Source organism: Ancylomarina sp. (assembly GCF_041555295.1).
GTDB lineage: Bacteria > Bacteroidota > Bacteroidia > Bacteroidales > Marinifilaceae > Ancylomarina.
This window is the reverse complement of record NZ_JBFFKR010000122.1, coordinates 1-9,898: the sequence shown is the minus strand read 5'-3', so window position 1 is coordinate 9,898 and position 9,898 is coordinate 1. Positions and strand designations below refer to the sequence as shown.

Annotated in this window: 6 protein-coding genes, 1 other RNA gene and 1 pseudogene; 4 read left to right on the top strand and 4 right to left on the bottom strand. The window is 36.9% G+C overall.

The genetic code is table 11. The features are described 5' to 3' along the window. The coding region (gene yccS / locus ABY905_RS09980; RefSeq protein ID WP_372643163.1) for a YccS family putative transporter at positions 1 to 1,898 on the bottom strand (1,898 nt) is incomplete at its 3' end. 202 nt (positions 1,899 to 2,100) lie between these two features. Continuing rightward, positions 2,101 to 2,502: a transfer-messenger RNA gene (gene ssrA, locus ABY905_RS09975) on the bottom strand. Between the two features lie 150 nt (positions 2,503 to 2,652). Here ssrA and ABY905_RS09970 point away from each other — a divergent pair. Continuing rightward, on the top strand, positions 2,653 to 3,873 hold the full coding sequence (locus tag ABY905_RS09970) for an NAD(P)-dependent oxidoreductase (RefSeq protein ID WP_372643161.1): 1,221 nt from the start codon (positions 2,653 to 2,655) through the stop codon (positions 3,871 to 3,873). Positions 3,874 to 3,927: 54 nt separating this feature from the next. Here the strand turns inward: ABY905_RS09970 and rpe are convergent, their stop codons facing one another. Together rpe and ABY905_RS09960 are read right to left on the bottom strand one after the other, a co-directional pair. Next, on the bottom strand, positions 3,928 to 4,578 hold the full coding sequence (gene rpe / locus ABY905_RS09965) for a ribulose-phosphate 3-epimerase (protein WP_372643159.1): 651 nt from the start codon (positions 4,576 to 4,578) through the stop codon (positions 3,928 to 3,930). Positions 4,579 to 4,755: 177 nt separating this feature from the next. Next, a complete protein-coding gene (locus tag ABY905_RS09960) occupies positions 4,756 to 5,619 on the bottom strand; it encodes an RNA polymerase sigma factor RpoD/SigA (protein ID WP_372643156.1) in 864 nt (287 codons plus the stop codon). A gap of 459 nt (positions 5,620 to 6,078) precedes the next feature. Between ABY905_RS09960 and rho the strand changes: the two genes are divergently transcribed. The 3 genes and pseudogenes from rho to ABY905_RS09945 all read left to right on the top strand — a co-directional run. After that, complete coding sequence (gene rho, locus ABY905_RS09955) at positions 6,079 to 7,851, top strand: transcription termination factor Rho (RefSeq protein WP_372643153.1); 1,773 nt, start codon at positions 6,079 to 6,081, stop codon at positions 7,849 to 7,851. 254 nt (positions 7,852 to 8,105) lie between these two features. Further along, complete coding sequence (locus ABY905_RS09950; protein WP_372643151.1) at positions 8,106 to 9,296, top strand: ATP-binding protein; 1,191 nt, start codon at positions 8,106 to 8,108, stop codon at positions 9,294 to 9,296. 98 nt (positions 9,297 to 9,394) lie between these two features. After that, positions 9,395 to 9,898 (top strand): annotated as a pseudogene (locus ABY905_RS09945) (pyruvate:ferredoxin (flavodoxin) oxidoreductase); the annotation flags it as partial.

The window sequence follows — 9,898 nt, the reverse complement described above, 5'->3', positions numbered from 1 at the left end:
ATATACTTAGTCGTATTTTTATGAGCACCTAATGCAGATAGATAAGATAGCAGTGCATGATTGAGATAGGTTAATGAAAAGGCATGCTTTTGAAATTTCTGCTGCTTTTTAGGTTCCAACTTCATACTCTTCCATGCCAAAACTAAAGCATTATCCGCTAAATGAGCCTTGTGTCTGGCTATTCGATAATTCAAATCGTCAGTTTTATGCTCCTGATATTCCGAAAGAATGGAACTGAAATAGATTTTATTCTTCTCCAAAGCTTTAGTCAACAAACCAGGTAGGCGTTTCTGTTGCCAGTCGGGCCATAAAAAACGAACCACTGCAATGGCCAATACGGCACCTATGATGGTGTCCATAATACGAGGTCCCAAAATAATCAGGCCTTTACCTGCTGTCACATTAAAAGCTGCAATCACAAATATGGTAACGAAAACCACCGAGACTGCGTAGTTTTTACGCAACCAAACGAAAAAAGCATAAGTCGCAACAATCAACAAAAGGGTTTGCCCCGCCATAGTTGGTAAAAGCTGAACAATGAATACTCCAGCAAGAACCCCCGTTAAGGTTCCTAATACTCTTTGAAATAATCGTCGGCGGGTTTCACTATAACTGGGCTGACACACAAACAAACTGGTCAGTAAAATCCATTCTCCCTTCTCAATATTTAAACCTAACATCAATATATAGCCAATTAAAAAACAAGCACTCAGTCGAATTGCGTAGCGCAAACGAGGATGATTCCAATTCAACTGTTCGGTAAAACGTTCCCATAGCGATCGGCGATCTCTGTCCACTCGTGGAAGTAAGCCCGTTTCAACATTGAAATTCAGGTTCTGTAGGGAAATATGTGACTGAGTCAGGTTTTTCAATAATAGAGACAGATTATTGGTCTCATGATTAGAAATCTGCCTTTTAATTTGATCATTTAAAGCTGAAATAGTCCACTTTAATGCAACCGGATGCTGATAACTTATTCCCGTCAGCATACTTTTCGAAAGCTGATGACAAGCTTGTGATAATTGCAAAAGGAGTTGTCCCAATCCTTCCAGCATTTCATGATTATCGGTATCCTTGCTCAACAAATCGTATTTCTCGTGACTCGAAGCTGCTCTTTCGTGAAGACTCTGCAACAACAAAAACTGGTGCAAGTATGGGCGAAGCAAAGTCTGATCATCCAGAGCATCGGCATAGGAATTCAATACATTTTTACAACGTTCAAGGGAGTTAACCACTTGTATATTTTGAAGAGATAATCGATTAATCAATTTTTCCTGTACATCAGCTTCGCTGGGGAAAAGTTCCGATTTCTTTTTCATGTATAAAGATAAATCCTCAAACCCCTGAGCCAACTGTTCCTCCAACAAACGCCAAGGACGATAGGCAAGTAATGATAAAGAAAGGACGCCATAGCACAAGGCTCCTGCAGGCAATAAAAGAGGTTGCCAATACCACTGAATATTAGGATCCTCCCCCAGCATGGTATAAATGGCCACCAACAAGGCTCCAAATGTAACGCCTCTATATCGTTCGCCAAGTCCTCCCAATATGATAAAGGTGAGTGTAGAGCCTACCAAACCCACACCAAATAGAATAGGGAAAGGACGTAATAATTCGACAGATGCACTTGATATGGCAAAGCTGATTAGTGTGAGGATTAATGCTTTTATTCTCCCTTTAGGATGGTCATCGGTTTCGGATAAGGCTCCAGCCAATGCTCCCAAGGCTAGTGTTACTCCAATAAATGAAAGATTCATAGCAACAAATGGAATCACCAAAACAGCCACAGCAATAGCTGCCTTTAATGCAAACAAGCGGTTAGGATAACGCCAAAAAGTGCTCACCCAAAACTCTTGCAATCCCTTAATTCTAAACTCGCTTTTACTCTCGGCTCCCATTTTCAGACAATTAGATCTTAATTAGACTTCAAAGGTAACAGATCAAATCGAATTCACTCAAAGCCAAGAGTCGAATTATCGCTTTTATGCTGAGTGGAAAAGCTAAGTGGAAAAGCCACCTTTCCACTTGAGAATATAAGGCACAAAAAATGCCCAAACCATAAGGTTTGGGCATTTTCATTTGCTCACTTGAGCCATGTTCTGGTGGAGCTGCAGGGGATCGAACCCTGGTCCAAACATGCGATTAATAAGCTTTCTACATGTTTAGTCCGTTCTTAATTTTCGAATCTAGTTTGGGAAAGGACACCCGAGACTAAACCTTATCTTTTTTATTTCGCGAACTCCCCAAAGCTTGAAGCAAGCTAACCCTGAATTGATAGCATCCAAATACTTACCGGAACAAGGTGGAACCATAAGTTGGATGTCTCGTCTCTACTCCTAGAGCAGAGATGAAGCATTAATCTACTTTATTCGATTAAGCAGCAAGAGCGTAGTTATTTTCGCCAATTACAAAGTTTGAGACCTGATATTTACGAGCCAGATACACAATGCTCGACATGCTTACATACTAATTCTTCATGCTGTCAAAAGCCACGTCAGCCCCAGAATTTGTACAAAGCTAGGAAATTCAACTGGATTAAGCTTGTTTTTTCTTCGAAAACTTATCTATTATTATTAAATTGGTGATCCTTAAAGGGAATCAAGATTAATAATTGATTTTCTATACCCAAATTTAACCACACACACTAGAATAATGATTAGACCCACACGTATTGGAGTGCTTCGCGAAACCAAGAATCCACCCGACAGAAGAGTAGCCATTACGCCTGAACAAGGCTTGAATATATTAAAATCACATCCCAATGTCAGTATATTTATTCAACCCAGCGATATTCGCTGTTACACCAATGCTGAATACCGTAAAGCAGGTTTCTTTTTAACAGAGGACTTACGAGAATGTGATATTCTAATTGGCGTTAAAGAGGTAACGATACCAACCCTCATTCCCAACAAAAAATACCTTTTCTTCTCACATACAGCAAAAAAACAAACTTATAACCGAAAACTCCTTCAGGAAATATTAAAACGTAACATCACCCTTATCGATTATGAATACCTGTGTAATGATAATGGCAAACGTATTGTAGCTTTTGGTTATTGGGCTGGTGTGGTAGGAGCATACAAAGCATTACGTGCACGAGGCATGCGTACCGATTCTTTCGATCTGCCACCAGCAAGATCATGTCTTAATATGGATGAGATGTACAAACATCTAAAAAAGATTAGTTTGAAGCCAATAAAAATTTTAATTACTGGCGGTGGTAGAGTGGCAAGTGGAGCTATGCAAACCATTCGGGTATTAAAGCTAAAAGAGGTTTCTCCCATAGATTTTTTACACAAAGAGTATAATGAACCTGTAGTTTGCAGAATAGATCCAGAAAATTACGTTGAACGAATTGACGGAAGTGAATTTGACCTTCAACACTTCTACGATTATCCAGAGATGTATCGTTCAATATTTAAACCATTTACCAAAGTTACCGATTTGTTTATAGCCTGCCATTACTGGGATCCGAAATCACCAAAATTTATTAAACCTGAAGATTATATGGAGGATGATTTCAATATTTCTGTAATTGCTGATGTTAGTTGTGATGTTAACGGGCCAATTCCTTCAACATTACGCCCATCTACAATTGCATCATCTTTTTACGGATATGACCGATTTACAGGAGAGGAAACAATACCATTTGTCGACAAAAGAAATGTAACAGTAATGGCTGTAGATAATTTACCTGGAGAATTACCCCGAGAATCTTCTGAAGATTTCGGAAAAGCCTTAACCGAGCATGTTTTCCCAGCACTATTGGGCGATGTTGATGATCAAATTATAGAACGAGCTTGTATTACCAAAGATGGACAGCTCACGCCAGCCTTTAGCTACCTACAAGATTACGTTTACAAATCAGAATAAAAAAAAAGCCCAATCTGATGAAGATTGGGCTTTCAAATATCTTTCGATTATAGCTTATAATTGCTTTAATTCAGCAATAGTTTGTGTTGGATTAGTCGAATTGAATACAAAACTACCAGCAACCAAAGCATCGGCTCCAGCTTCAACCAATTTCTTTCCAGTTTCAAGATTAACACCACCATCAATTTCAATTATAACATCAGTATTCTTCTCAGTGATTAAAGCTTTAAGTTTTTTAATCTTAGTATAAGTGTTCTCGATAAAGCTTTGTCCTCCAAAACCAGGATTTACACTCATTAATAAAACCAAGTCGATATCTTGAATAATATCTTCAAGCACAGAAATAGGTGTATGTGGATTAAGTGAAACTCCAGCCTTCATTCCATGAGAATGAATATTTTGCACGGTACGGTGCAAGTGAGTACAAGCCTCGTAGTGAACTGTTAGAATATCAGAACCCGCTTTCTTAAAAGCCTCGATATAACGATCAGGATCAATAATCATCAAATGTACATCAAGTGGTTTCTTAGCAATCTTACTGATTTGCGAAACTAAAGGAAGACCATAGGAAATATTTGGCACAAAAACGCCATCCATGATATCAAGGTGAAACCAATCGGCATCACTGTTGTTTACCATATCGATATCGGCTTTCAAATTCATGAAATCTGCCGCTAATAATGAAGGTGATATTAATGTTTGCATCTGTTTAAGGGGCTTTTATTTGTTATGCGGCAAAGATAAAAGATTTTACACAACTTATCTTTCTAAATTAATATTAAGCCCTGATTTATAAAATAGAAAAAAGTGTACCTACAGAATAAACTGCAATACACTTCTTTCGTATTTTCATGTAAACCTATACTCCTGCGCACAATGGATCTATCCCAGATAAGTTTTCAATATTTTAGACCTAAAAGTCGATTTCATTTTTTTTATTGCCTTTTCCTTAATCTGACGTACACGTTCGCGAGTCAAATCAAATTCCTTACCAATTTCTTCTAATGAACCAGGGGGATTGCCCTTTAATCCGAAATACATACGAATTATTGTCGCTTCCCTATGAGACAATGTCGAAAGAGAACGCTCAATTTCAATAATCAATGAATCTCTCAGTAGAGTTTTATCCGGGCCAGTATCATCGGTACTTAAAAGAATATCGTATAATGTGTTATCCTCTTCAGAATTTATAGGTGCATCCATTGAAACTTGACGACCAGAGGCTCTAATCGCCTCTTTCACATCCTTAGGACTCATATCTAGAACATTAGCAATTTCATCAGGTGAAGGCTCACGCTGATATTCCTGCTCGAGCAGAGCAAGAGTTTTACTAATTTTATTTATGGATCCAATTTTATTCAAGGGTAATCTTACAATTCGAGATTGTTCGGCCAATGCTTGCAATAAAGACTGACGAATCCACCAAACAGCGTAAGATATAAATTTAAACCCACGGGTTTCATCGAAACGTTGAGCTGCTTTAATCAAGCCCAAATTGCCTTCGTTAATCAGATCAGATAGGCTTAACCCTTGATTTTGATACTGCTTTGATACCGAAACAACAAATCTTAAATTAGCCTTAATCAAACGATTCAGAGCCGTTTTACTTCCTTTCTTTATTTGCCGGGCTAGTGCCACTTCCTCTTCGGCAGTAACGAGAGCTACCTTGCCAATTTCTTGCAAGTAACGATCCAAAGACGGGGTCTCTCTGTTGGTAACTTGTTTCGTAATTTTTAATTGTCTCATATTCGGTTAGGGGATTTTAGGTAACCTGGTAAAAAATCATCAAATATTTTAAACTCTATCTTAAAGGAATATATTTTATTGTGAAAATCAAAATCATAAACCTATAATTTTCACCTTTTTAGCTAATTTAGAATTGGAAAGAATCAATAGTTACTATAAATTTTCATACCTAATATTTAATTCATAAAAAAGCTTTGAATCACCTAAAAAAAACGAGCAAATATCAGATCATCTGAAATATAAATAAAGCATAATTAAGTGTATTTATATAGACGTATAAGGTTTAGATAACTCAATAATAACATTATGGCTTGCTTTTTTTTTGTATTCTATAAGTTATTGTGTAATATTGCAGATGAATTCCAGTAGATCTCCATTTTCTGAGATCAAAAAATCAAATCCCTAGAAGATAATATTTCTATCAAATCATAAAATCCAAAATATATAACAATATTGTTTATGTACGACATTCTTGAATTAAACAAGAAGCTTGTGCCTGAATTGAAAGAGATTGCTAAAGAACTTAACATTAAAAAAATAGAGTCCTTTAAAAAGCAAGACTTAATCTACAAAATTCTTGACCAACAAGCCATTGTAGCTTCAGAAATGAAAAGTTCTGATAAAAAAGCTATACGCAAACGCAGCAATAGAAAAGACGAAGAACAGGTTACCAAAGAGGAACCTCGAAAGTCAATTCTGCACAAAAAAAGAAAACCTACTGAAAAGCCTGAAGGCGAAAAAGTAGCTGAAACAATTGAGACTCCAGAAACTCCAGCTCCAGCTCCAGCGACAGCTGAAAAGACTGAAGTTAGAGAGGTTCGTAAACCAAATCCTCGCAGAAGACGCGAAGATCCTCGCCCAACAGACAGACCTCAACGTGAAGCTATTCAGAAAAAAGAGGTTGTTTCTAAAGAGCAAGTAAAATCTGAGCCTATAGTTCAGGATACAAAGACTGAAGAGGTAACAGCTCCTCAAGTAGAAGTTTCAAAAGAAACGTCTCCACAAAAAATAAATGTTCAGGAAAAAGCTCCACAAGAAAAAACACATCAAGAAAGAGCCCCTCAAGGCAAAAAACGTTTTGAGCGTCGTGAAAAAGATAGACCATTTGAATTTGATGGTATCATAAGCAACTTTGGTGTTCTTGAAATCATGCAAGATGGATATGGTTTCCTTCGTTCGTCTGATTTCAACTACTTGAATTCTCCTGACGATATTTATGTGTCACAATCTCAAATTAAACTTTTTGGTTTAAAAACTGGTGATACTGTACAAGGAACAATCCGTCCTCCTAAAGAAGGCGAAAAATATTTCCCATTAATAAAGGTTGAGAAAATCAACGGCCGTTTACCTGAAGTTATTCGTGACCGTGTACCATTCGATCACTTGACTCCACTTTTCCCAGATGAGAAATTCAACTTAACAGGAAAAGGTAAGAGTACCCTATCAACTCGTGTTGTTGACATGTTTGCTCCAATTGGTAAAGGTCAGCGTGGTTTAATCGTTGCACAACCTAAAACAGGTAAGACTGTATTGCTTAAAGAAATTGCTAATGCAATTGCTGCTAACAATCCTGAAGCTTATATGATCATTTTATTGATCGATGAGCGTCCTGAGGAGGTTACAGATATGGCGAGATCAGTAAATGCTGAAGTTATTTCTTCTACTTTTGATGAGCCAGCAGAGCGTCATGTACGTGTTGCTAACATCGTTTTAGAGAAAGCGAAGCGTATGGTTGAGTGTGGACACGATGTGGTTATCCTATTGGATTCAATTACTCGTTTAGCACGTGCTTACAATACGGTTTCTCCTGCTTCAGGGAAAGTCCTTTCTGGTGGTGTTGATGCGAATGCACTTCACAAGCCTAAGCGATTCTTTGGTGCTGCTCGTAATATCGAAAATGGTGGTTCACTTACCATTTTGGCTACAGCGTTAATCGATACAGGTTCGAAAATGGACGAAGTTATCTTTGAAGAATTCAAGGGAACCGGTAACATGGAACTTCAGTTAGATCGTAAATTATCTAACAAGCGTATCTACCCTGCTGTGGATCTTACTGCATCGAGTACTCGACGTGAAGATCTATTGCTTGACGAAGCTCAACTGAATCGTATTTGGGTACTGAGAAACTTCTTAACTGACATGAATTCTGTTGAAGCTATGCAATTTATTAGTGACAGAATGCGCAAGACTCGTTCAAATGAAGAATTCTTAATTTCGATGAACGATAGGTAATTGTCTAAAACTAAGATCCCTTATTAAAGAACAGTTTCATCTGACGCTATTCTTTAAAACAAAGGTTTCTTTACCATTATATGGTAAATCATAAAGCGAAAAGCTTATTACATAAAAAGGAACAGTGCTAAACAGCATTGTTCCTTTTTTATTTTTATCAAGTATAAATTCCAATTTAAAACTGTAATTGTAATCTCAAGATTGCAATTACAGTTTTTTATTTTCTAGATTTGTAAGGCACAATTTTTAAGAAAATGAATACTCTATTACAAACTCACTGTAGTTTACTCAAAAATAAAAGAAGCACAATAAAACGTGAACTTGGGAAAGAAATTGACTGGAGTCAGCGTTTAATTGCAATTAAAGGATCTAGAGGGGTTGGTAAAACAACTTTCCTTCTGGACTATATAAGAGAAAACAATCGTGAAAACGATAAGTCTTGCCTATATATCAATCTTAACAATTTATTTTTCACAGAAAAGGGCCTGGTTTCCTTTGTAGACGAATTCTACAAAAAAGGTGGAAAAACCCTACTGCTTGATCAAATTCATAAATACCCAGAATGGGCACAAGATCTTCGAATCTGTTACGATAATTATCAAGATTTACAGATCATTTTTACAGCATCGTCTATTCTAAGAGTAAAAACCAATGAACATTTACTAGACTGTGTCAATATTTACTATCTGGATGGTCTTTCATTTCGTGAATTTTTAAATCATGAAACAGGTTGCGATTTTAAGCGCTATACTCTGGAAGAAATTATTGAAAATCACGAATCGATTGTTGAAGACATATTAAAGAAGGTTAGACCTCTGGCTTTTTTCAACGATTATTTAAGATTTGGATATTACCCTTGTTATTTGGAAGAAAAGAGTTTCATTGATAATCTACTCAAGATTATTAATTTAATGCTGGAGTTCGATATCACCTATTTAAATCAAATCGAACTAAAGTATCTGACTAAACTTAAAAAATTACTATATATCATTGCTTGTAATGTGCCTTTTCAGCCTAACGTAAGCAAGCTTGCCAACGATGTTGAAACATCTCGGGCTACTATTATGAATTATCTTGGATATTTGAAAAATGCACGACTAATTCATTTATTAAACACGTCTGAAGAGGATAAAGAAAAGCTCAAGAAACCTAATCGTGTGTATTTGCACAATACGAATCTGCTTTATGCTATATCACCTGACAGTGTCTCAGAAAATAGCCTACGCGAAACATTCTTCTATAACCAAGTTGGTGTAGGTAGTGTTTTAACCAGTACCGATAGAGGTCATTTTTTAGTTGATCAGAAATTCAACTTCGAAATTAAAGGAAGCTCAGTTGCTATAGAACCAAAATTTAGAACAGAAGATTATTTTGTTGCTGCCGATATGATTGAACGTGGTAAGGGCAACACAATTCCCTTGTGGTTATTCGGCTTTCTTTATTAATGCAATACCGACACAGAAATGTGTCTTTAAAAATCGATATTTATTAAAATAAATATATAAAATCTACCATAAATCATATTTTTAATTGGAGGAGTAAAATGGCAAAAGAAAAAAAATTCATTACCTGTGATGGTAATGCCGCTGCTGCACATATAGCTTATATGTTTAGCGAGGTGTCGTGTATCTACCCTATCACACCTTCTTCGCCTATGGCTGAGAACGTTGACGAGTGGGCTGCACAAGGACGTAAAAATTTATTTGGCGAAACAGTTCAATTAGTCGAATTGCAATCAGAAGCGGGTGCTGCAGGTGCAGTTCACGGTGCATTGCAAGCTGGTGCTCTAACAACAACTTATACTGCATCTCAGGGATTATTGTTGATGATTCCTAACATGTATAAAATTGCTGGTGAGTTATTACCATGTGTATTCCACATTAGTGCTCGTGCTCTTGCTGCACAAGCATTATCAATTTTCGGTGATCACTCTGACGTATATTCAGCTCGTCAGACTGGATTCGCTATGTTAGCTTCAGGTTCAGTTCAGGAGGTTATGGACCTTTCTGCTGTATCTCACCTTACTGCTATCAAATCAAGAGTTCCT

Bases quoted from the DNA above. Each gene is read 5' to 3' on its own strand.
- ABY905_RS09970 (WP_372643161.1), top strand. From the start codon at position 2,653: ATGATTAGACCCACACGTATTGGAGTGCTTCGCGAAACCAAGAATCCA.
- rpe (WP_372643159.1), bottom strand. From the start codon at position 4,578: ATGCAAACATTAATATCACCTTCATTATTAGCGGCAGATTTCATGAAT.
- ABY905_RS09960 (WP_372643156.1), bottom strand. From the start codon at position 5,619: ATGAGACAATTAAAAATTACGAAACAAGTTACCAACAGAGAGACCCCG.
- rho (WP_372643153.1), top strand. From the start codon at position 6,079: ATGTACGACATTCTTGAATTAAACAAGAAGCTTGTGCCTGAATTGAAA.
- ABY905_RS09950 (WP_372643151.1), top strand. From the start codon at position 8,106: ATGAATACTCTATTACAAACTCACTGTAGTTTACTCAAAAATAAAAGA.